Genomic DNA, 21,285 nt, shown 5'->3' with positions numbered 1-21,285 from the left:
GTATTCTTTATACGCTACAGAAGGAACATACGTCAAGCGTTGCTGTGGCTATTCTCGCTGTCGCTGTTCAAAAAAGCGAGGAATTCGGTCTTGACTTTTTGTTCAGGATCAATTATGATAACACTATCTTGTTTTTCATGGAGGTAATTTTTATCATGCCCGCAACGACTACAAAGGTGTTGCTACGCTAAGTGTGCTGTAGTGGTCTGGTCGCGTATCCTGCATAGCGCTTGATTGAGCGAGGAGGACGACGGCCGTCCTTTGTGCAAAAGGGAAACCTGTCTATAGTGTTTCCTTTCTTCTGGTCTTTTTTTCTCTCACCCTCAGCCCACTTTGCCTCAAGGGTTCTTTTTTGGCTGCTACTCAGGCAGTCTCTCCCTTTTCTTCTAGCATCACCTTTTCCTCACCAGATTGATTCCGCATGAACAGCGAATGACGCGGCTTCTCTATGCCTTTTTTGTTCATGCTCTACGATCTTTTGATGCAATGATAAGAGAAAAGGAAGAATTCACGCTTTGATAGCTCTTCAGTTTTTCCGCAAGAGACAGGATATGCTGTCCATTTTCGCATGGTGTGTTTGGAGCGCTGGAAGGAGGGCGGCATGCACTTCTTGCGCGCGCTAAGCCGTTACTGGCATCTTCTCTCCCGCTACCTGCGTCCTCAGTGGTGGAGAATGGGTCTGCTAGCATTGATTTTGTGCTGTACGATCGGGGTACAGGTGGCGACGCCACTGGTTACGAGTGCCTTTATTGATCGCGCGATCTCTGGTGGCGAATTAAGCGACCTGATGGTGTTGGCGCTGGCCACCATTGCTCTGGCGCTGTTACAACAGGGAATGGCAATTGCCGAAACCGGGATCGCCGAGATGGTTAGCTGGGCGGCGACCAATACGCTGCGAGCGGACCTGCTGACTCATTTGCTGCGGCTAGATGCCTCATTTCATACCGCACATACGCCCGGTGAGTTGATTGAGCGCGTAGACGGTGATGTGGCGACGCTGGCCCGCTTCTTCTCGCGATTTGTGGTCTATGTGCTCGGGAACGGTATTCTGATGCTTGGTGTCCTCGGGCTACTCTATCACATTGATTGGCGCGTTGGCCTGGTGATGAGTGGTTTTGTAGTAGTAGCGCTGATCGTCATTTTGCGCATTCGGGCGGCGGCCACTCCTCTGTGGGCAGCCGATCGTCAGGCAAATGCTGATTTCTTTGGCTTCCTGAGTGAATATCTGGCTGGCTTGCAGGATATCCGCTCCAGTGGTGCGAGTGCGTTTGTGCTGCGGCGGTTTGCCGAGGTACTGCGTTCATGGCTGCCGATCACCCGCAAGGCACAGATGTGGGGGTATGGTATGACGGCGGTCAGTATGGGGTTGTTTTCGCTTGGAACGGCTGCCTCCTTTGCCCTGTGTGCGCTGCTGTACCAGTCGGGGCTGTTGACCATTGGTGTGGTCTACCTGGTTTTTCGCTATACCAGGATGCTGCGTGAGCCGGTTGAGCAGATACGAGACGAGATTCAGGATTTGCAACAGGCGGATGCCAGTATCAGTCGTATTGAGGCGCTCTTGAGAATACAGCCGCGCATTGTCGACGGGCCGGTCTCGTCGTTGCCTTCGGGACCGCTGGCGATTGAACTGGAAAATGTCTCGTTCGCCTATGCGGAAGACGCTCCGGTTTTGCGGAATGTCTCGTTCTCGCTTGCGCCGGGTCGTGTGCTAGGCGTAGTAGGACGTACCGGAAGTGGTAAGACAACACTGACACGACTGCTGTTACGCTTTTATGATCCTCAAGTTGGGACAGTGCGCCTGAACGGGGTGGATCTGCGTGATGTGAAGCTAGCAGCCATTCGCTCACGTATCGGGATGGTAACGCAGGAAGTGCATCTTTTCCGTGCGAGTGTGCGTGATAACCTGACGCTCTTTGAAGCAGGTTTCTCGGATGAGCGCATTCGCGAGATACTGGAAACGCTGGGTCTGGCAGACTGGCTACAAGAGCTGCCGCAGGGATTAGATACTGTGCTTTTATCCGATGGGGCCGGGCTTTCTGCCGGACAGGCACAGGTTATCGCATGTGCACGCATCATGTTGCATGAACCTGACCTGGTGATTCTGGATGAAGCCTCTTCGCGGCTTGATCCGCTTACTGATCGGCTGGTGCATACCGCACTTGGTCGAATGCTTGAAGGTCGTACCGGGATTATCATCGCGCATCGGCTGGCAACGCTGACCTATGCCGATGAGATTCTTGTGATGGAAGATGGACAGGTGCGTGAGCATGGACCACGCCGCGCCCTGATGGCCGACCCGAACTCACGCTTTGCTGAATTGCTTCGGGTTGCGACAGAGGAGGTCACGCTATGAAAGTGTTTCCAACCTGGCGGTATCTGCTGGAAATGATCCGCTATCGGCTCGGGCTCTACTTTCTGCACGCGGCGTTCTGGAGCTCGTTTGATCTGTCGTCCCTGCTCACGGGATGGCTTGCCAGTGCATTTCTGGATACGCTGACCGGTCAGGCACATCTGCCCGGGGGGATACCAGGACTGCTTGTGATGATGGTGTTGCTGACAGTGGGACGGGTGGCCTTGTGGCTCGGTGGTGGTTTTGTCGAGATCCTGATGCGCTTTACGATGAGCGGCCTGGTACGGCTGAACCTGCTGCGTGCGCTGTTGAAGCGTCCGGGAGCACGTGCCCTGCCCTATTCGGTAGGTGAGACTATCAGCCGTTTTCGTGATGACGCCTATCAAGCTGAAGATGGCGTTGACTGGAGTGATGAGATCGTCGGGCAGGGCATAAGTGCCTTGATTGCATTTATCGTGCTGCTATCCATTGACGCGGTCATGGCGTCCGTTACCGTGTTGCCACTGATTGCCGTAACGATCATTACAAGATGGGCAAGCACGGCGTTGAGCCGCTATCGTGAGGCCAGCAGCGAGGCGACCAGCCAGGTAACAGGGGCAATCGGTGATATACTGGCCGCAGTGCAAACGGTGCAGGCGACCGGAGCCGAGGCCCGAACGGTTGAACGGTTCCGCAAGCTCAACGAGCGGCGTCGTTCCGCGATGCTGATTGATCGCCTGGCATCACAGGGAATTGATTCTCTGACGGCCAATATGGTGAGCATCGGCACTGGACTGATTATGCTGCTTGCTGCTGGAAGTCTGCGAAGTGGTCATTTGACCGTTGGTGCGTTCGCCCTGTTTGTCTCGTATCTGGACTTTATCGCTGACTTTACGTCCACTCTGGGCCGTTTCCTGGCTCACTATCGTCAGACGGGTGTGGCCTTCAAACGGATGAACACACTGCTTGGTGATGAGCCTCCAATGGCGTTGGTTGAGCATACACCACTGCATTTGCAAGGTCCCTTGCCAGAGGTGCCGCCTGTTGAGCGCCACAAGAGCGATCGTTTGCTGCTGGTGGAGGCGCAGGGGCTGACCTATCGTCATGCCTCGTCGGAGCGTGGTATTGTCGATGTGGATCTGTGTTTGCCGCGTGGCTCGTTGACGGTAGTGACGGGGCGCGTTGGCTCAGGCAAGACAACGCTTTTGCAGACAGTGCTTGGTCTCTTACCGCGAGAGGCTGGTGAGATTCGCTGGAACGGACAGGTTGTGCAAGATGCGGCATCCTTCTTTGTTCCACCGCGTGCGGCCTATACAGCGCAGGTGCCGCGCCTGTTCAGTGAGACACTCAAGCAGAATATTCTGCTCGGGCAGCCTGAAGATCCTGTAGCTCTGGCGGCAGCGGTGCGCAGCACTGTGATGGAACGCGATGTGCAGGCGCTAGAGGCAGGCTTAGAGACTCCTGTGGGAACACGTGGCGTCAAGCTTTCTGGCGGGCAGGTGCAGCGGACGGCGGCGGCTCGCATGCTTGTTCGTGATGCTGAGCTGCTGGTCATTGATGATCTGTCGAGTGCACTGGATGTGGAGACGGAACGTACCCTCTGGGATCGCATCTTTGAGCGTGAGGGCACGACCTGTCTGGTGGTGACACATCGACGCGCGACCCTGCAACGTGCCGACCATATCATTGTACTCAAAGATGGTCGGATCGAGGCTGAAGGGACGCTGGACGAACTGCTCGCAACCAGTGACGAGATGCGCAAGCTCTGGCTTGATGAGCAGCACGCATAGCTTGACACTCCCCAGGGCACAAGCCTGGGGAGTGTCAACTAACTCTACCCTGCTGTATTTCCCTCGGGCAGGACACGTGATTTATCAGGATCAACCAGCTCTTTATCTGGCTTCCCTTTGTGTTTTTCTGCCAGGGACCCCTTTACCAATGCGTGCCTGGACTACGGCTCAGCCTCCTGAAACGCTGGAAGATCCATCAGGACTCCGGCAGCTTCAGTACTCTCTATGCCAGATGCAGAACCGCTTGGCCGGTGCTGTGTTCGGTACAGCAAGTGAGGGTGGAGCGGGATGAGTGGCCGGATACAGTGCGATTGACGAGCCGCCATCTCCCGGTAGGAAGGAAGGCGTGAAGCTGCTGTGGGCCGTCATGCAAATAAGACCATCACTGCCTACGGCAGGGCTCGTGCCGATCGCAACGATCAGGCGTTGTGCGACTTCAAAAGGGGGCTTCACTCGGAATGACTGCGCAGCTTCCCTCGCTTTTGGTTCAGGCGAACCCCGCCAACCTTCGGGGTTCGCCTGCTTGAGCGCAAGCGCGAGCTGCTTCGTCATCCCGAGACCTCTTCTTCGCTTCAAGCCGGGTTCTTCGCACTTCCTACGCGAAAAAGCCGGACTCCTCGATGATTTCCCGGGAGGGAAGGAAGGTCGCTTCAGCAACGGAGCGCCCGGTACGCTGAAGATACTGTCGGACAATCCGATAGCCGATGGCGTATCCAGCGAAATCAGGCACGCCAGCCCTGGGATGTCCCGAAGCTTCAGCAAGTGTGTCACCGAAGATGTAGCTGTGCACCGCGTGGAAGCCGCTCACCTCAAGCGCTCCGCCGATGACACGCCGGGCTGTGGCAAGCTCTTCCTCGTTGAAATCGGTAACGTAGTAGCCAACCAGCTCTTCGCCAAAGAGTTCGGCGGCGAACGCTTCCGCCAGCCCTTCGGCGATGATGTAATCAGCGACCGTGATGCTCATGGGCAGAAAAGGGACGAGCTTGAAACGAACGTTGTGGTTGAGCTCATGGACCGATGCTGGCCCGATACGGGGAAGCGTATAGTCATCGGTCAGGCTGAGTGAGACCATGAGATAACCCGGCACGCCAAATCCAGCATAGCCCCGACCAGGCATACTGCTATTATGTTTGGTGAGGATGACCACACAGTTGATAGTGTCCAGATCAATACGATCTGCGTAGGGAGCGAATGCAGCAAGCCCTCGTTCAAGCGCGATAGAGGATTGCTGCCAACCTCCCGCATCGCTCAAACGTTTGACCATGCCCTCAATGCTAGGGCGCTGGTCGCTGTCGAAATCGTCCGGGGTATAGAAGCCCCACATTTTCGCCCAGGCGAGGGGGTCATTGCCTCCGCCGTAGATATGCATCATTTCTTCAAACGGAGCCAGCAGTTCCTGTCGGTAGATTGCCTCGCGTTCCTGTGCGCTGGCAGTGGCAAGCAAACGCTGATAGATAGACTCGGCATCAATGATATGCAGTTTCATTCAGTTTGTCCTTTCGAGATGATACTGAGAAGAGTCTAACCCATGACGTTACGTCATATGCAAGCCCTTCTTTGTTTTCATCGCGACTTTGCTCTGTCCGGAGCCGGAAATGATACCGTGCGGTGGCTCGGCAACGCTACAGAGTGGCGTGCCCAATGGTCCTACGGGTTAGTTGAAGTGTTGTCTATGACGTAACGTCATACCATATACTGTTGAGTGAAAGGAGAAAACGTGTGGAGCGTCAACACTATACAACCAGCCAGTTTGCACGGAAGGCCGCGGTGACAGCACGAACGCTGCGCTTTTACGACAAAGTGGGACTGCTCTCCCCTTCTGCATATACTGAAGCAGGACATCGCTTATACACGGATGAAGACCTGTGGAGTTTACAGCAGATTCTGGCGTTGAAATACCTGGGACTCTCGCTTGAAGAGATCAAAGTGTGTCTGCAAAAGCAGCCGGAGCGTTTGCAAGAGACACTCGCCATGCAGAAGGAGATCATACGGGAGAAGCGTAGCCAGTTGGATGCTGTCCTTCAGGCTCTTGAGCAAGCTGAAGTCTGGTTGAAAAGGGACCAGGGTGATCTGGAAACGATTCTTGTCGATGTGATCCAGGTGATACAACTGGAACAGAAGAATGCATGGATGAAGAAATATCTCACCGAGGAGCAACGACAAAAACTGGAGGAAATAGCGCGGAAATCGTATAGCCCTGAAGCGACGCGAAAGCTGGCGGCCCGTGCCGAGAACTGGACTGAAGAAGATCAGCACCGGGCGAGGCAGCAATGGGATACTGTGTTTGTGGAGCTGAAGAGGCTGGTTGCAGAGGGGAAAGATCCAACCGGCGTGGAAGGCCAGGCGCTGGCGAAACAGCACTGTGAGCTGATTCAGCAACTGACCCTGGGCGATGCGGATATTGCGGCCAGCGCAATGCGATGGTGGGAGAACTATGAGAGGCTTCCTCTGGAGGAGAAGCCTTTCCCGCTGTATCACTCCACGGAAGAGGAAAAGGCGTTTCTACAGCAGGCGCTGGCACACTACAAGCGCAATCTTGGGATGGAGTGCTCGCAGGATTGAGGACGCCTGTAGAGGGAAAAGTCCAGCGGTGTAGCAGATCTGGTTGATATCCGGTGGCTATTCCCTTATAGTGTACCCCGCAGGAGGTACCCGCTTCCGCTTCACTACGGGTATCTTCTTAAAGGATGATTGATTTCTATCTCGATATGCGTTATGCTCGAAGTAGCTTATTCGAGGCTCTGACACACGATGATATATCTCGCGGGAACCTGGTGCTCCCACGTTCTCGCGCAGAGGTTTCTGCAGAGCCTGGCAAGCTGGTTAACAGCATTCTTAACCTCAAAAAAGGTCCTTTTTGAGGCCCCAAAAAGAGGCTTGAAGCGGAGGTTCCCGCAAACCAGTTTGTAAGATAGCTCCAGAAGCAGCACGGGAGCCCCGGCAGTCGAAAAAGGTATGCCCCGAGGAAGTGATTGAAACTTTCCAGATGCTGCATCACAATCACATGATCGTGCCGTCGAAAAGGGTATGCCCCTGAGGGGAAGGGACTGAAACCGAGGAAGTGATTGAAAATCATTGCTGTTGTTGCTGTGGCGCAGTCGGCTCGTAGTTTGCCTGCGGCGCCTCATACTGATCGTAGAATCGCTCTCCGGAAGGCACATGCGTGATGCCGCTATATTGGAGTGGCTTGATGTCGCTGCTCATGTGCTCCTCTCGCCTCGTGAGGGCTGCGAGCAGCCTGAGAAGCGGCCTTTGAAAAAGAAGCAAGAGGACAGACAGGAAAACGGCAACGAGAACGCCTGTTACCGATCGCTCGGGTAGCGGAAGTAAGAGGCCATCAAAATACGTGCGGGCGGTTTCCGCTCTGGGCATAACAGAGCAGCAAGCCAATTCCCCATGCATACACATGGAGGCTTCGGTACATCCAGCGGAGCCGCTTTGAGAGGTAGCACAGCAGAAAGAGTTCACCCATAAGCACTATCGCGATGATTGCGGCAGGATCTAGCGGGGAGGTATAGAGCACCTGGTTGCTTGCAGGATTGTAGGAACCTGGAATTTTCCAGAATATGTTGATGCATGCGACAAGAAGAGAGAGGAGCATAATAAGGAAGAGAGGGAGACTATAGAAATACAAAAGTCTTCTGCGCATGGGCAAATCCTTTCAAGTGCTCTTTTTCATGTATATATTATAAAACAGGACAGGCTGGTATTCAAATACATGAATGAAAATAGGCCATCTATCACATAGAGTTTATTTGTCTTTCCAGAACAATAGCGGGCTGACCTCAAACAGTGTCATGTTCTTCTTCATTGACTCGTGTTCCGTCCTTATCCCACTATATGCATACCGCCCGACAAACCCCGGATGTCAAGCAGCATACACAAGGCAAACAGGCTATACAATGACAGAAAAAGGTATACTGGAAAGAGATTTGCGTGTGGAAGTGGTTTCCGTTCATGATTGGAGGTGAGAGCAGTGACGCAACAGCATTCCTCTCCGGTTCCTCAACATGGGATTCCAATGACGCGTGTCGCTTTTGAGCGGCTTTTAAGTGACGAGAGTCATTATCGCTATGAGTTAGTGGACTATGACCCGGTTTTAGATCAGGGTACCGTTCTTGATATGACCGGATCGAGCCCCGAGCATGCAGAGCTCTCCTATAACGTGACCGAGGCCTTCAAAATGCAGTTGGGCAAGCGGGGACCATGCCGGGTGTATCAAGAGCAATATGTAGAGATTCCTGGTCAACCGTCTTCTGTTCCCGATGTGGTCGTTACCTGTGACCCGGGAGATCGAGAGAAAGACAAGCGGGCTCGCCCATTCAGGGTGCGATCGCCGCTCATCATTGTTAAGGTGCTTTCTCCCAGTACAGAGAAATATGACCGCACCGAGAAATTTCTTCGCTACACTCAGTGTCCAACATTGGGAGTCTATCTCCTGGTCAGTCAAGATGAACCATACATTGAGGTCTATCGGCGCTCAACCAATTGGAAGCAGGAGCGCTATAGCTCTGGCCAGACAATTCATCTCGATCAGCTTGATCTAGAGCTTGTTGTGGATGAGGTGTATGAAGGTGTGTTTTGAGGGCAGTTTCACTCCTGATCGCGTCAGGGACAGGATCTGCTTGATTACCCGGGTAGGTGACTGTTCTGTCGAGAGAGGATGACCTGTGCATAGAGAGGGATGTGATAGGGTAGTGAGAGCGAGGCTCACGTATACACTTTTCTTTTCCAGTAGTATACATGAGCCTTCAGCTTGCTCAGGACTTGAGCGCAAGGCGACGGCGAAGGAACTCATTGAAGAGCACGCTTCCGATGAGCAGCAGGCCCAGAGCCGCAAGTTGCCAGACACCCGCAGCATCACCGAATTGCAGGCCTAGCCCGTTGTTCAGGAAAATGACGATCAGCGTGGCAAGCACTATCCCGAGAATGCCGCCTTCGCCACCTGCGATACTGACGCCACCCAGGACCGCGATTGTGATTGCTTGCAGGTTCATACCATCGCCAACATTCGGGGTAGCGCTGGCACTCAGAGCGGTCTGAATGACAGCGGCAATGCCAGCGAGCAGGCCAGAAGCAACATACGCCCAGAAGCGCACATTCCAGACATGAATAGCCGCGAAGCGAGCAGCCAGAGCATTCGTCCCGACGCCATAGAGGTAGCGACCGGCGATTGTCTTGCGCAGGCAGAAAAGCGTAATCAGGACAACCGGCAGGAAGATCAGGAGCACCTGAAATGGAATAGCTTGTCCGCCGATACGCGGAATCCAGGAGAGCCAGGGAATGTCCTGCACATTGCCATTTCCGAGCATCACAAAGGCATCCGGGAACGACTGTGGCAGATTCCGTTGTGTCGCATCGGGAAGTGGACGCGTACCGGTAATTTGCAGTGCAAGCGCCGCGTAACCATAGAAGGTCGCCAATGTGACAATCAAGGGAGGAATGCGCAGCTTACTGACCAGAAAGCCATTGATCGCCCCGAGCAGGCCGCCAACGAGAACGGCACAAATCACCGAGACCCAGATATTGACCCCGAGGACGATATGCAAGTAGCCAAGAATCATCCCCGAAAGACTCAACATTGAGCCAACGGAAAGGTCGATTGCGCCGCCGCCTGAGATAATCACCAGTGCTTCCCCAATAGCCAGCAAGCCAATGATGACGCCCTGTTGTGACACCTGATAGATGTTATAGCCATTGAAGAAATGCAGGACGGTATTGGAGAAAAAGGAAAAGATGACCACAAACAGCAAGGTCAGCAAGAGATTTCGCGACGAGGCCATCATGCGTGGCAGAGAGCGTTCCTTCCGCGTGGGCATCTCTCCCTTTTTGCGAGTCGCAACAGTTTTCATGCTTTTATGGCCTTTCTTTTCTGCAACATATCAATACCAACGGCGACAATAATGAGTGCGCCGATAACCAGCCCTTCCAGCAGAGAGATGGTTCCAAGCGTGATAAGCGCGTTATGGATGGCCGCCACCAGCAGAGCGCCTAGCAGGCTCCCCAGAATAGAACCGCGTCCACCCAGGATGTTGGTACCACCGATGACTGTTGCTGCGATGATCTGGAGCTCAAGGCCATTTGCCGTGTTCGGCTGAACGGTGCCGCTCTGGCCGAGCTGGATAAGTGCTGCCAGACCGATAAGCATACCGATTGCCGCATAGACAAAAATCGTGACCCAGCGCGTACGGATGCCTGCCAGACGGGCCGCCTCTGGATTCCCACCAATGGCATAGATGGCACGACCCAGCGGGCGCCGGCTCAAGAACAGGCCCACCACTACCCCGAGCACGATGACCAGCAGCCAGGGAATAGGAATACCGAACACGTTCCCCAGTGCCAGAGTTCGCGCCACAGGCGGAGGCGTCAGCCATTTGGGGCCAAGCAGGTCAATATGCAGGGCGCGAATAATATTCATGGTGCCCAGTGTTACAATGATCGGGTGGATGCGGCCAAAGGCAACAATTGTACCGTTGAGTGCGCCAGCCAGTAGACCAACACCAAGCGAGACCAGCAGCGCGATAAAGATGTTATCACCGCCTGCGACCATCACCTTCGCCGATATCAGCATACAGATTGCCACTACGGACCCGATTGACACATCAATCCCCCCGGTGACAATCACCATCGTCATGCCAATCGCAATAATGGAGACAACCGCGACATTTGAAAGAATAGAAGCTATGTTATTCCAGGTCAGGAACGTCGGGAAGAACAATTGAAAAATCAGACTTCCAATAATCAGAATGGCGATCAGAATGAGCTCGCGATTATACGCAGCAGCATGCTGCATCAGCCGCGAGATAGGCGTTGTGTTTGTCTCTTTTGCGGCCTGCTCCGGCTTTTGTTCGCCTGGCTGCTCTATCGAGGCTTTCCCTTGCATGGCCGCGCTGAGGACCGCTTCAGGAGAAGCTCCGCGTTGAAACTCGCCGGTCTGGCGACCCTCGCGCATGGTGATAATGCGATCGCTGAGCTTGAGGATTTCGGGAAGCTCTGAAGAGATTACCAGAATAGCGACCCCTTCGCTTGCCAGACGAGCGATCAGGTTATGAATCTCCTGTTTCGCGGCAATGTCGATGCCAGCCGTCGGCTCATCGAGTATCAGGAGTCGGGGTTTGGCTGCCAGCCATTTGGCCAACACTACTTTCTGCTGATTTCCGCCCGAGAGGTTCGCGATTTTGGTCTGCGTATCAGGGGTTTTAATGGCCAGATCTTTGACGTACTGCTGTGTTACCTGCTCTTCCTGGCGTGGATTGGTGATAAAGCCAAGCTTCGCCAGGCGCTTCGCAATCGTAATAGTCGCATTATAGGTGATCGAGAGATTCCCGAAAATACCCTGTTCTTTGCGATCTTCAGGAAGATAGGCGATGCCCTTGCGTACCGCCTGTTGCGGAGAGCGCAGGCGCAAAACCTCGCCATCAAGCTGTATCTCACCTGACTGGGCCGGTTCCTCGCCGAAAATGGCCCGAGCAACCTCACTGCGTCCCGCACCGACCAGACCGAAGAGACCCACAATCTCTCCGGGGCGGATGTCGAAGCTAATATCCTGATACGTCTTCACATGGCTCAGATGGCGGACCGAGAGCAGCGGCTTATCGGAAAGCGGGCCTTGTGTCTCGATGCCCTCTTGAAGGACCTGCCCGGCCATCAGCTCAATAAGACGATCATAGGAAAGCGCTTCAGGGCCTTGAATGGGCCAGGTGCCTTTGCTCTCGCCATCTTTGAGCACGGTGACGCGATCGGCCAGGGCGAAAATCTCTTCCATGCGATGGCTGATATAGATAATCCCGACGCCACGCGTGCGCAGCTTCCGGATGATACCGAAGAGGATATCAGCCTCGCGCTGCGTCAGGATAGCGGTCGGCTCGTCAAAGATGAGCACTTTGGGTTCCCAACTCAGCACTTTCGCAATCAGCACAAGCTGGCGAACCGCGACGCTCAGGGTGCCGACGGGTAACGTCGCGATGTTCGGGTCAGTTTCCAGATCACGCAGCAGTTCCCGAACTCGCTTTACCTGGGCCCGCATGTCAATATTGCCGAAGCGGTCTCGTAGCTCGCGGCCCATAAAGATATTCTCGGTGACGGAGAGTTCGGGATAGACGAGGGGATCCTGATAGACTGTTCCAATGCCCGCCCGAAGCGCATCTGCGGGAGAGCCAAAGGAAACGGTTTTGCCCTCCATCGTGATGGAGCCGCTATCGGGGGCGTGAGCGCCGGAGAGTACTTTAATCAGGGTCGATTTTCCCGCGCCGTTCTGCCCGAGCAGGGCGTGGACTTCGCCTGCTCGTAGATCGATCGAAACGCCTTTTAGAGCGCGAACGCCGCTAAACGTTTTGGTTATCCCCTCCATAACCAGAACGGTATCTGTCGATGCAGGTACAGCGGTTGGTGTGGACATGTGAAAATCTCCTGTGGTAGGAGGGGAAGGAAACAGCTTCCTTCCCCTTCGCTTCATTGAAAAGAGCTGGTTTCAAGCAGCTTAGAAGTTGTATTTGTTGATGTTGTCCTTGTCGAAGACGAGAGGCGGACCCAGGACAAGCATCTTTTGCGCGGCGTCATAGGTGACGGTGCCGACATTGGAGACTTCATTCTTCTCGCTGAAGTTCTTGCCGTTTACCAGTTGCAAACCGGCCCAGACCGTCAGATAGCCGAGCTTGGAGGGGTCCCACAGGACGAAGCCCTTCGAGGCGCCATTTTCGATATACGGCTTCATGTCGCTTGGCAGGCCAATACCGGTTGCGAAGACGGAGCCGTTCTTATGCATGTCAGTGATTGCCTTTGCCACACCCGGGGCAGAAGTGGTGCACTGACCGATGATCCCTTTCAGGTTGGGATGGCTGGTAATCAGGTCTTTTGTATCAGAGACCGCTTTGGCGATGTCTTCACCAGAGTAGACGGTTGTCACGAACTTGAGTTTTGGATACTTCTCAGTGGCGCGGGCCTGCTCGATTTTGATCCACTCGTTCAGGTTTTGCGCGGCGGGGCTGCACGAAACAATGGCCCACTCACCCTCTTCACCCATTGCTTTGGCAAGCGTGTCCATCGTGGCGTTACCGATTTCAGACGTCAATGCCTGGTTGACGAAGACGCTGCGTACTGAATTGGGAGCATCGGTATCGGTGGTGAAGACCTTAATCCCCTGTGCCTCTGCCTCTTTTAAGGCCGGGCCAACAACGGCTGGATCGTCTGGAGCAACGGCGATCGCATCAACATGTTTGGCGATCAACTGCTTGATGATCTTTACCTGCTCGTTCGCGTCAGCAGTGGTTGGTCCCTGGTATTCAAAGGTCACGCCGAGGTCTTTAGCGGCGGCCTCCCCACCTGCTTTCATCGCGTTAAAATAGCTGATGTTGATGATCTTTGGGACGAAAGCGATCACTTTTTTCCCCCCGTCGTTGGTGGAGGAGGCTTCGCTTGGTCCGCACGCTACCAGCAGCATCGTTACCAGCAGGCTTGTAACGAATAGCGCAGATAGTCTTTTCAAACTTCTGTGAGCCATACTAAATAGGTTCCTTTCTGTACTCCAACGGTGGAGTGAATCAGCAAAAACATGTTTCCTGATCTTCGCTTCGGCGTCATTACCGTAATCAGGCAGGTTTTTTGTTTCCTGAACGGGACAGCTCGCTCTCTGTTGTGTCGACACTTCGCTGTATGCTTGCTGAAGTGGTTGGAACCAATATTAACACAAGAATTGTTTGTTTTCAACATGTTTTTGTTTGAATATGTTGTTATTCGCACAAATTTATGTTACTATTAAGCTCAACTAGCGGCTAACACTCTGCTTGATGTTCTGTTGTGAACAGACCGTGTACCTGGAAGAAGGTGAAGAAGAGGCTTGCCATTCTTTGGAGAGAAAGCTATCTTGTGACAAGAGGTACAGGCGGGTTTTCCAGTGGTAGGGAGAATGGTCGCATGGGGTGCATGGAATGCTGGCAGGGTTCAATGTATTGGGCGCAGAAAAAAGTGTACAATAAAAGCGACTCGCTACATCACAGAACAACGGAGAAAAAGGCTAATGGAAGAGGGCCGCAAGTATGATGCGACCGAAAGACAGGCTCGTCTGGTCGCACTGCTCAAAGAGCATGGCTACTGCTCTGTCTCGGAGCTGAGTCAGAAGCTAGAAGTTTCGACAATGACCATTCGGCGTGATTTACATCAACTGGCGGAAAAGCAAATTGTGCAGGTGACACATGGAGGTGCCAGGCTCTCGCAAATTCGACGTGTCGAGCCTGATTTTAATATACGTGCTCGTGAGAATCTGCCTGCCAAGCAGGCGATCGGGACATATGCTGCCAGCCTGATCAAGCCAGGAGATGTGATCGGTATCGATGGGGGAAGCACTGTAATAGAGGTGGTGCGCAACCTGCCAGAGATACCGCTCACGATTGTGACCTATTCGCTGGCTGCCGCGAACGAAGTGGCGAATAATCCCCGTTATCATCTCTTCTTGCTCGGGGGAATGCTTCACCACGACACCTGTTCGTTCAGTGGGCCACAGGTACTCTCGGCGTTACGTGATCTACGGATCACGAAACTCTTTCTGGCGACAGGAGGTTTGCAGATTCCTGATGGCCTCTCTTCAACGTATCTTTTTGATGCTGAGATCAAGCAGGCGATGATCCGTTCCTCAAGCCAGGTGATCCTGTGTGTGGATAGCTCAAAAATGGGACAGGTGGCGCTCGCTCACTTCGCTACTCTGGATGAGATTGATCTTCTAATTACCGATACAGGCATTGCGGCGCGAGATAAGGAAGCGTTAGAGCGTTGCAATGTGAATGTGATGACGGTGGATGTCTCGGGTGTTCCCGCAGCCTCGCGCTGAAGCGGGTGAAGGGTGCCTGCGGTCCATTTTGTCTGTAGCGCATGTTGGCTGCCTGTGCAGGTCGCTTCTGTGTGCTTCACGATAAAAAAGTGCAGTGTCGCATGCCTGATACGGGCGACGTCGCTAAGGAGGGATGTATTTTTATGTTCAGCGGTGATCTGGTTATGGGGATTGATGCCGGTACAGGAGGAATCCGTGCGGGCCTCTTTACCCTGGAAGGGGAAGCGGTCAGTTTCTACGATCAAAGTTATGAGACGCTTTATCCCTCACCGGCCTGGGCAGAGCAGCGCCCACAGGACTGGTGGAATGCGCTGGTCACGGCGGTACAGGGTTGTCTTGCTTCCAACATTGGGGCGCGAGAGCGGGTGATTGGACTGGCGATCGATGCTCCCTGTAATATTCTCCTGACCGATGAGAAGGGAACTCCTCTCACCAATAGTCTGATCTGGATGGACTTGCGCGGAGCCTCCCAGGCGAAGCGGTTGACGGAGACACAGGATGCAGTCCTGCGCTATTGCGGGATGGATGTTCCTGCTGAATGGCCACTGCCTAAGGCACTCTGGCTCAAGGAGAACAATGCTGAACTCTGGCAGCAGGCAACCTATCTTGTGGAGCAGATGAGCTGGCTTGCCTGGAAGCTCACAGGAAGTCAGGCCGTTCCTCAGAACAGTGCTGTGGCGAAATGGCACTATCGCGTGAACGCGACGGAGGATGTACCGGCGGGCTGGCCTCGCTCCCTGATGCATGCCGTGGGACTGGAAGATCTACCCGAGAAGCTTTTCAGCACGGTGGTTCCAATGGGCGGCAAAGTTGGTGAGCTGAACGCGGAGAGCGCACAGCTTCTAGGGTTGCGTGAAGGTATCGCGGTCTCGATGAGCGGCATTGATGCCTATGCCGGTATGGTTGGCATGGGTGTGGTGACGCCCGGAACCCTGGCGCTGGTGACTGGCACCTCGACCTGTCAACTTGTCCAATCCCGGCAGGCGGTGTTCGATCCTGGATTGTGGGGCCCGTTTGAGGATGCGGTGGTGCAGGGAGACTGGACGCTGGAAGCCGGACAGACCAGTACCGGCGGATCGGTACGTTGGCTGCTTGATCTCTTTGGCGAGAAGCTTCCGCAGGGGAGCGAGCGCTATATAGCGGCGGATGACGCGGCGGCGGCGGTGGCTCCCGGAGCCGAAGGGCTGACTGTGCTTGATTTCTGGCAGGGAAGTCGCACACCGATCAAAGATCCGCATGCACGTGGGACTATCTGGGGGCTGACGCCTCATCATGGACCTGGTCACCTGCTACGTGCTATCTATGAAGGGACTGCCTACGGGAACCGTCATATTCTGGAAAAGCTGCATGCACTCGGAGTGCCAACACAGAACATTGTGGCCTGTGGTGGTGGCACCCGCAGTACTCTGTGGCTCCAGATTCTGGCTGATGTTGCCGGGCTCCCCATTACCCTGACAAAGGTTTCTGACGCGGTTTCGCTCGGGAGTGCAATGTGTGCTGCCGTTGGCGCGGGGATCTTCGCGGATTTCCAGGAAGCCAGTCAATCAATGGTGCACCCAAGCCGAACGATCGAGCCGGATCTTTCCCGGTACGCGCTCTATACTGAGGGATATGAGCTCTACAAAGAAACCTATCGTGCGCTGGCTCCTCTCTTCCAGCGCGCTGCGCAACCTCGCTAATTGTTCCTGGTGGCTTCAGTGCTCTGGCCACCAGGTCTGCTCCTTGGGTAGAATCCCTGCGAGATTCTTGAAGCAAGCTCAACCACTGTCAATTGGCTGAAAAAAGCTTTATAATGGTGGTATATCTTCAGGGGTTCGTGCTGAGAAAGGAGCTGGTTGTGTAATGAGCGTAAAGGCTCTGGCTTTTGACCTGGGTGCGAGTAGCGGGCGTGTCGTTGTCGGGCAATTTGATGGCGAGCTGCTGACTGCTACCGAGGTGTACCGTTTCCCGAATGAACCTGTACGAGTCCATCAGCGGCTGTACTGGGATGTGTTGCGCCTGTTCCATGAGATGAAACAGGGCTTGATCGCAGCGCGTTTACAGGGACATGGTGATGTACAGAGCATTGGAGTTGATACCTGGGGGCTGGACTTCGGCCTGATCGATGAACACGGTGAGCTGCTCGGGATGCCCTATCACTATCGCGATACCCGTACTCAGGGCATGATGGAAGAGGTCTGGCAGCAGATTCCTCGCGAGGAGATTTATCACCGGACGGGTATTCAGTTTCTCTCGATGAATACGCTCTATCAGTTGTATGCCCTGAAAAGTAAGGCTCCACTCCAGCTTGAACAGGCCGAAACGCTCCTGATGATGCCTGAGCTGTTGCGTTATTTTTTGACCGGAACGCGCCAGAGCGAGTGGACTATTGCTTCAACCACACAGCTTGGTAATCCCTATACCCGTACCTGGGATCGTGAGCTGATTCAACGGCTTGGCTTTCCCCCCCACCTCTTTCTGGAACCGGTACAGCCGGGGACTGTAGCCGGTCCGCTGCTTCCTGAGATCGCCCGCGAGGTTGGTTTTTCTGAAGTGCCGGTCATCGCGGTGGCTGAGCATGATACAGCGTCGGCGATCGCGGCAGTTCCAACTCTGCAACCCGATTTTGCCTATTTGAGCAGTGGTACCCTTTCCCTGCTTGGCACCGAACTGAAAGAGCCAGCGATAAATGATAACTCCTATACATGGAACATTACTAATGAAGGTGGGGTCGCACACACGACGACCTTGTTGAAGAACCTGACTGGCTTCTGGCTGATTCAAGAGTGTAAGCGAGCGTGGAGACGTGAAGGAAAGCTGATCTCGTACCCTGAAGAGCTGCGGTTCATCGAGCAGGCGGCGGAACTGCGCTCTTTTATTAATCCCGATGATGCGATGTTCAACCAACCGCTCCATATGCCACAACAGATTCAGCTCTATTGTCAGATGAGCGGCCAACCCGTTCCAACGACAGAGGGTGAAATTCTGCGTTGTATTGTTGAAAGTCTGGCGTTTCGCTGCCGTTTTGTGCTGGAGCGTATTGAGCGGTTAACCGGGAACTATTTTGAGCGCTTGCATATCGTGGGTGGAGGCGCTGAGCATGTCGCTTTCTGTCGCTGTCTCGCCTCTGCGCTTGGGCGTCCTGTTTGGGCCGGTCCACAGGAGGCGGCGGCGATCGGGAATCTCCTGACCCAGTATCAGGCATTGGGCTATATCAGTGATTGGCGGCAGGCACGTCGGATTGTGCATCGCTCGTTTCCGGCGCAGGTCTATGAGCCGATCATGAATGAGCGCTGGAACGATGCTTACCTGCGCTTTTGTGAGGTCACCGGGCAGAACGAAAGTGTTTGAGTGTGGGAGGTGATCCGCGAAGGTGCAAGGGCTCATGCATGATGAGTGGCTTGCTATCTTCGCATTTCAGAGAGCTCAGGAGGGAGAAGAAGAGAGATGGATGACACGACTGTTCTCTTTCGACCGGTTGGCTCGGAAGAATTAAAGCTGATTCGCGAGAGTGGCTATGCAGCTTTTCCCCCTCGCCTCTTCTGGCAGCCTATTTTCTACCCGGTTCTTTCTGAAGAATATGCAACCCAGATTGCGCGTGATTGGAATGCAAGGGATGGCAACGCTGGTTATGTGACGCGGTTTGCTGTCAAGACGGGCTTCCTTCAGCGCTATGAGATCCATACAGTTGGGAGCGCCATTCATCAAGAATACTGGATTCCTGCCGAAGAGCTTGACGAATTCAATCGGAATATCGTTGGCAAAATAGAGGTCATTGCGGAGTTTCACGCGCCTTGAGTGTATATGACCATGCTGGTATTGAAGATCCCTTCTTTATTATCTTGAGCGCGCCAGAAGACCCCTGGGCTTCAGACATGGAGATGAATGGCGCGTTCCTTAGCAGCCAGAGCACTGCTGCTCTCAGGTGAAAAGCGATAGTACGCGGTATTGGTTTGTTGCTGGAACCAGCAAGCGAAATGGTTTCTCCTGCTGATACTTCGAGAAGGATAGAAGTGTCTCTGCTCCTGTTCGATGCTTCCTCGAAAGGCAGGAGCAGAGCGCCCTGAAAAGGTGATCGTTCGATCAAGTTCGGGTGAAGGCGAAACAATGCTATTGAGCGACGCGCGGGTACAGCGCGGCACCTATGAGCACGAGCGCGGTCATTACCACGAAGAGAACGAGGAAATCGAGCCATACCATAGATAGATCACCGCCTGCCAGCATCAGCCCGCGCAACGCGTCTACCTCGTAGCTGAGCGGGTTGCTATGGGCGATTACCTGAAGCCAGGGTGGCATAATTGCAACAGGGTAAATGGCGTTACTGGCGAAGAAAAGCGGCATTGTGAGCACCTGACCGAAGCCCATAAAGCGCTCACGTGATCTTACCAGGCAGGCGATGATAAGCGAGAACGTTGAGAAGCATGAGGCCCCCATGAGCACGATCACGATGACCCCGAGAAGGGCCAGAGGGTTCCAGTTCATCTGTACCCCCATGATAAGCGCCAGCAGGTAGATGAAGAAGGCCTGCACAAGGCTACGAATTCCGGCTCCGAGGGCTTTTCCCAGAACCAGCGCGATGCGGGGCGTGGGGCTTGCCAGGAACTTGTGCACGACACCGAGATCACGTTCCCAGATAATTGCAATACCGGCAAAGATGGAGATGAAGAGCACACTCTGTGCCAGAATGCCGGGAGCCATGAAGTCGAGGTAAGGCTTCCCTCCAGTGGGGATGGCGCGTAGATGGGTGAAGACGTTGCCGAAGATCAGCAGCCAGAGAGCAGGCTGAACGGCTCGGGTAATCAGGTCCGTCGGATCGTGACGCATCTTGCGCACTTCCAGCCCTACAAGGGTAAAGGTTTTCTCAAAGAAGCTTAAAAAAGAGGACCAGAATGACGGCTCATGTGAGGGATGCCGTTGCGGGATGGGTTCAACCAAGTCTCCGGGCTGTGCGGCGTGTACGGGCTGTGTCACGGTAGCTACCTCCTGACTCTAATGTATTACCGGTATAATGGGCAAAGACATCATCGAGTGTTGCGTTGGGTGTCTTCAGTTGTGCTTTTAATGCGTTGGGTGTGTCAAGTGCAACAATTTTACCTTGATGCATAATTGCAACATGATCACAGAGATTGTCTGCTTCTTCCATATAGTGCGTGGTCAGGAAAATGGTCATACCCGTTTGAGTGCGTATCTGCTCCAGGTGCTCCCAGACGGCTTTGCGGGCAACTGGATCAAGGCCGACAGTGGGTTCATCGAGAAAAAGCACCTGAGGATTGTGAAGCATAGCTTGCGCGATCTCCAGGCGGCGAATCATGCCTCCGGAGTAGGTGCGTACCAATCGGTCTGCCACATCGGCCAAACCCATGAACGTCAGTACCTCCTGTACCTTTGCTTTTCGTGTCGCACGAGGTAGGTCATAGAGAGATGCGAACACCAGGAGGTTTTCTCGTCCAGTCAGACTGCCGTCAGCCGAGAGCGCCTGTGGAACGTAGCCAATGTGGCGACGAACAGCGTTTGCGTGTCGCAGGATGTCATAGCCGACGACGGTTGCCTGTCCTCCGGTTGGAGGGAGCAGTGTTGTGAGCATCTTGATGGTAGTGCTTTTGCCCGCGCCGTTGGGACCAAGCAGGCCAAACACCTCACCCTCAGCAACCTGAAACGAGACGGCATCGACGGCAGTATAGTCACCAAACTGCTTGACGAGATCAACGACCTCAATCATGCTTTGTCTGTGTTGCATGCATCACTTCCTTTGAGTTGAACGGGGTAGCCTGATTCCTCTGCTCTTTTTAAGACCTGTGTCAGTAGATGCTGTAATGTGTCCTGTTGCTCGGAATCCAGGGGAGACAACAGATCCTGTAGTAGCTCACGTTTGCGCTGTTTCCATGTCTCCACCTGCTTCCGACCTTCCTCTGTGAGCACGACGTGGACCATACGCTCATCAGTGCTCTGGCGCTGGCGTAGCACAAGCCCTGCCTTCTCCAGCCGCTTACAGGCTGTCGTGACTGAACTACCAGTGACGCCAAGCGCTTCGGCAAGTTCTCCGATGCTGACCGCGCCTTTGTGGCTGAGGTGCCGAAGCAGCCAGTACTGTTCAGGAGTCATTTCGGCGCGACTGACCGGGTGAGATGTCTTGCGAATCAGGTGATACAGCGCCATAACGCTATCAATCAATTGATCTGTTGCCATAAACCTTGCTCCATTAAAATCTTTATATCTAATTATATTGATCATCAAGGTAAATTTGTCAAGTAGAATCGAGAAGCTTTTCTGCACAGGCAACGACAGTATTTCAGGTAAGAACGGTTCTCACTACTCTCTTCTATGGGGAAGGCGCGTGTTTTCGAGCAGCCCTCTTTCAAGAGGTA

The 21,285-nt window shown here is 54.0% G+C and carries 19 protein-coding genes; 9 read left to right on the top strand and 10 right to left on the bottom strand.

Features of this window, described 5'->3' with window-relative positions:
- Positions 1 to 601 precede the first annotated feature (601 nt).
- Positions 602 to 2,353 carry an ABC transporter ATP-binding protein gene (locus tag KTH_RS00670; RefSeq protein WP_497615833.1) on the top strand — a complete coding sequence of 584 codons (1,752 nt, stop codon included), beginning with the start codon at positions 602 to 604 and terminating at the stop codon, positions 2,351 to 2,353.
- Entirely contained in the window at positions 2,350 to 4,119 is a 1,770-nt protein-coding gene (locus KTH_RS00665) for an ABC transporter ATP-binding protein (RefSeq protein WP_497615831.1), read from the top strand. The genes KTH_RS00670 and KTH_RS00665 overlap by 4 nt, the downstream gene beginning before the upstream one ends.
- Positions 4,120 to 4,332: 213 nt before the next feature.
- Here KTH_RS00665 and KTH_RS00660 read toward each other — a convergent pair whose 3' ends face one another.
- The gene (locus KTH_RS00660; RefSeq protein ID WP_497615830.1) at positions 4,333 to 4,671 is read right to left on the bottom strand and encodes a hypothetical protein; all 339 of its coding nucleotides are present in this window, start codon (positions 4,669 to 4,671) and stop codon (positions 4,333 to 4,335) included.
- 43 nt (positions 4,672 to 4,714) lie between these two features.
- The gene (locus KTH_RS00655; protein WP_497615828.1) at positions 4,715 to 5,605 is read right to left on the bottom strand and encodes a DUF2268 domain-containing putative Zn-dependent protease; all 891 of its coding nucleotides are present in this window, start codon (positions 5,603 to 5,605) and stop codon (positions 4,715 to 4,717) included.
- A gap of 42 nt (positions 5,606 to 5,647) precedes the next feature.
- Here KTH_RS00655 and KTH_RS00650 point away from each other — a divergent pair, with 42 nt between their 5' ends.
- Together KTH_RS00650 and KTH_RS00645 are read left to right on the top strand one after the other, a co-directional pair.
- On the top strand, positions 5,648 to 5,800 hold the full coding sequence (locus tag KTH_RS00650; RefSeq protein ID WP_497615826.1) for a hypothetical protein: 153 nt from the start codon (positions 5,648 to 5,650) through the stop codon (positions 5,798 to 5,800).
- A gap of 38 nt (positions 5,801 to 5,838) precedes the next feature.
- Positions 5,839 to 6,681: a MerR family transcriptional regulator gene (locus tag KTH_RS00645; RefSeq protein ID WP_497615824.1), complete on the top strand. Its 843-nt coding sequence runs from the start codon at positions 5,839 to 5,841 to the stop codon at positions 6,679 to 6,681.
- Positions 6,682 to 7,191: 510 nt separating this feature from the next.
- Here KTH_RS00645 and KTH_RS00640 read toward each other — a convergent pair.
- Together KTH_RS00640 and KTH_RS00635 are read right to left on the bottom strand one after the other, a co-directional pair.
- Complete coding sequence (locus KTH_RS00640; protein WP_497615823.1) at positions 7,192 to 7,323, bottom strand: hypothetical protein; 132 nt, start codon at positions 7,321 to 7,323, stop codon at positions 7,192 to 7,194.
- 133 nt (positions 7,324 to 7,456) lie between these two features.
- Positions 7,457 to 7,642 (bottom strand): hypothetical protein, encoded by a 186-nt coding sequence (locus KTH_RS00635; RefSeq protein WP_497615821.1) that lies wholly within the window; start codon positions 7,640 to 7,642, stop codon positions 7,457 to 7,459.
- 453 nt (positions 7,643 to 8,095) lie between these two features.
- Here KTH_RS00635 and KTH_RS00630 point away from each other — a divergent pair, with 453 nt between their 5' ends.
- Positions 8,096 to 8,704 carry a Uma2 family endonuclease gene (locus KTH_RS00630; RefSeq protein WP_497615820.1) on the top strand — a complete coding sequence of 203 codons (609 nt, stop codon included), beginning with the start codon at positions 8,096 to 8,098 and terminating at the stop codon, positions 8,702 to 8,704.
- A 175-nt stretch (positions 8,705 to 8,879) separates the two neighbouring features.
- Here the strand turns inward: KTH_RS00630 and KTH_RS00625 are convergent, their stop codons facing one another.
- The 3 genes from KTH_RS00625 to KTH_RS00615 form a co-directional block, all read right to left on the bottom strand.
- Positions 8,880 to 9,971: an ABC transporter permease gene (locus KTH_RS00625; RefSeq protein ID WP_211326033.1), complete on the bottom strand. Its 1,092-nt coding sequence runs from the start codon at positions 9,969 to 9,971 to the stop codon at positions 8,880 to 8,882.
- Positions 9,968 to 12,517 (bottom strand): ATP-binding cassette domain-containing protein, encoded by a 2,550-nt coding sequence (locus tag KTH_RS00620; protein ID WP_497615818.1) that lies wholly within the window; start codon positions 12,515 to 12,517, stop codon positions 9,968 to 9,970. Before KTH_RS00620 ends, KTH_RS00625 begins: the two co-directional genes overlap by 4 nt.
- A gap of 81 nt (positions 12,518 to 12,598) precedes the next feature.
- Positions 12,599 to 13,603, bottom strand: coding sequence for an autoinducer 2 ABC transporter substrate-binding protein (locus KTH_RS00615; protein ID WP_497615817.1), 1,005 nt, complete (start codon positions 13,601 to 13,603; stop codon positions 12,599 to 12,601).
- A 531-nt stretch (positions 13,604 to 14,134) separates the two neighbouring features.
- Between KTH_RS00615 and KTH_RS00610 the strand changes: the two genes are divergently transcribed.
- The 4 genes from KTH_RS00610 to KTH_RS00595 all read left to right on the top strand — a co-directional run bounded on the left by KTH_RS00610 (position 14,135) and on the right by KTH_RS00595 (position 18,718).
- Entirely contained in the window at positions 14,135 to 14,941 is an 807-nt protein-coding gene (locus tag KTH_RS00610) for a DeoR/GlpR family DNA-binding transcription regulator (RefSeq protein WP_497615816.1), read from the top strand.
- 143 nt (positions 14,942 to 15,084) lie between these two features.
- A complete protein-coding gene (locus KTH_RS00605; protein ID WP_170142379.1) occupies positions 15,085 to 16,620 on the top strand; it encodes an FGGY-family carbohydrate kinase in 1,536 nt (511 codons plus the stop codon).
- Positions 16,621 to 16,783: 163 nt separating this feature from the next.
- Positions 16,784 to 18,271 (top strand): rhamnulokinase, encoded by a 1,488-nt coding sequence (locus KTH_RS00600; RefSeq protein WP_497615814.1) that lies wholly within the window; start codon positions 16,784 to 16,786, stop codon positions 18,269 to 18,271.
- 96 nt (positions 18,272 to 18,367) lie between these two features.
- A complete protein-coding gene (locus KTH_RS00595) occupies positions 18,368 to 18,718 on the top strand; it encodes a hypothetical protein (protein WP_497615813.1) in 351 nt (116 codons plus the stop codon).
- 312 nt (positions 18,719 to 19,030) lie between these two features.
- Here the strand turns inward: KTH_RS00595 and KTH_RS00590 are convergent, their stop codons facing one another.
- The 3 genes from KTH_RS00590 to KTH_RS00580 are packed head-to-tail and all read right to left on the bottom strand — an operon-like array spanning position 19,031 to position 21,106.
- A complete protein-coding gene (locus KTH_RS00590) occupies positions 19,031 to 19,891 on the bottom strand; it encodes an ABC transporter permease (protein ID WP_497615811.1) in 861 nt (286 codons plus the stop codon).
- A complete protein-coding gene (locus KTH_RS00585) occupies positions 19,848 to 20,657 on the bottom strand; it encodes an ABC transporter ATP-binding protein (protein WP_497615809.1) in 810 nt (269 codons plus the stop codon). Before KTH_RS00585 ends, KTH_RS00590 begins: the two co-directional genes overlap by 44 nt.
- Complete coding sequence (locus KTH_RS00580; RefSeq protein ID WP_497615807.1) at positions 20,636 to 21,106, bottom strand: MarR family winged helix-turn-helix transcriptional regulator; 471 nt, start codon at positions 21,104 to 21,106, stop codon at positions 20,636 to 20,638. Before KTH_RS00580 ends, KTH_RS00585 begins: the two co-directional genes overlap by 22 nt.
- Positions 21,107 to 21,285 lie beyond the last annotated feature (179 nt).

The organism is Thermosporothrix sp. COM3 (assembly GCF_059696735.1).
This window is presented reverse-complemented; position numbering and strand designations above follow the sequence as displayed.

What these genes read in the sequence shown, in the direction of transcription:
- KTH_RS00670 (WP_497615833.1), top strand. Translation starts at nt 602, where the DNA reads ATGCACTTCTTGCGCGCGCTAAGCCGTTACTGGCATCTTCTCTCCCGC.
- KTH_RS00665 (WP_497615831.1), top strand. Translation starts at nt 2,350, where the DNA reads ATGAAAGTGTTTCCAACCTGGCGGTATCTGCTGGAAATGATCCGCTAT.
- KTH_RS00660 (WP_497615830.1), bottom strand. Translation starts at nt 4,671, where the DNA reads ATGACGAAGCAGCTCGCGCTTGCGCTCAAGCAGGCGAACCCCGAAGGT.
- KTH_RS00655 (WP_497615828.1), bottom strand. Translation starts at nt 5,605, where the DNA reads ATGAAACTGCATATCATTGATGCCGAGTCTATCTATCAGCGTTTGCTT.
- KTH_RS00650 (WP_497615826.1), top strand. Translation starts at nt 5,648, where the DNA reads ATGACGTTACGTCATATGCAAGCCCTTCTTTGTTTTCATCGCGACTTT.
- KTH_RS00640 (WP_497615823.1), bottom strand. Translation starts at nt 7,323, where the DNA reads ATGAGCAGCGACATCAAGCCACTCCAATATAGCGGCATCACGCATGTG.
- KTH_RS00625 (WP_211326033.1), bottom strand. Translation starts at nt 9,971, where the DNA reads ATGAAAACTGTTGCGACTCGCAAAAAGGGAGAGATGCCCACGCGGAAG.
- KTH_RS00620 (WP_497615818.1), bottom strand. Translation starts at nt 12,517, where the DNA reads ATGTCCACACCAACCGCTGTACCTGCATCGACAGATACCGTTCTGGTT.
- KTH_RS00610 (WP_497615816.1), top strand. Translation starts at nt 14,135, where the DNA reads ATGGAAGAGGGCCGCAAGTATGATGCGACCGAAAGACAGGCTCGTCTG.
- KTH_RS00605 (WP_170142379.1), top strand. Translation starts at nt 15,085, where the DNA reads ATGTTCAGCGGTGATCTGGTTATGGGGATTGATGCCGGTACAGGAGGA.
- KTH_RS00600 (WP_497615814.1), top strand. Translation starts at nt 16,784, where the DNA reads ATGAGCGTAAAGGCTCTGGCTTTTGACCTGGGTGCGAGTAGCGGGCGT.
- KTH_RS00595 (WP_497615813.1), top strand. Translation starts at nt 18,368, where the DNA reads ATGGATGACACGACTGTTCTCTTTCGACCGGTTGGCTCGGAAGAATTA.
- KTH_RS00585 (WP_497615809.1), bottom strand. Translation starts at nt 20,657, where the DNA reads ATGCAACACAGACAAAGCATGATTGAGGTCGTTGATCTCGTCAAGCAG.
- KTH_RS00580 (WP_497615807.1), bottom strand. Translation starts at nt 21,106, where the DNA reads ATGGCAACAGATCAATTGATTGATAGCGTTATGGCGCTGTATCACCTG.